Genomic DNA, 618 nt, shown 5'->3' on the forward strand with positions numbered 1-618 from the left:
GAGCATGAACCAGCAATGGACACAATATATCCAAATCATTAAGCAAGTTGTGAAACCTGCATTAGGATGTACAGAACCCATTGCTGCTGCGTACGCGGCAGCAGTTGCAAGAAAAGAGTTCGGCACATCCGATATTGATGCGATAGAGGTGCGTGTTTCAGACAACCTATTTAAAAACTCGATGGGTGTTTTCGTACCCGGAACGGGCAAGATAGGCCTCAAAATTGCCGCCTCAGTTGGTGCATTAGCTGGTGACCCAACAGCAGAACTGGAAGTGTTGGCTCGGATTAATGAGCAGGATGTCGCTGCTGCGCAACAATTGATAGATGAAGAGCGGGTAACTGTAGCGCGCATGGATACGCAAGAATTCATTTATTGCAGCGTAACGCTCACTTCTGGTGACGATGTTGTTTCGGTCACGATCAGTGGCGGTCACACCAACATTATCCAGATCATGCGCAATGGCGACGTGATTTTTGATGCTCCACCGCAGCAACGCGTTGCAACCGCTTCTGTGTGTGAAGGTGTGGATATTTCGATCAAACAAATCTATGAGTTTGCCACTCAAGCGCCTTTTGAAGAGATCAAATTCATTCTCCAAGCTGCAGAGCTCAATAC

1 pseudogene is annotated in these 618 nt (G+C 47.4%); it reads left to right on the forward strand.

The features are described 5' to 3' along the window. Positions 1–4 precede the first annotated feature (4 nt). Positions 5–618 (forward strand): annotated as a pseudogene (locus R7Z77_RS26600) (serine dehydratase subunit alpha family protein); the annotation flags it as partial.

Source organism: Vibrio sp. 1401 (genome assembly GCF_033340295.1).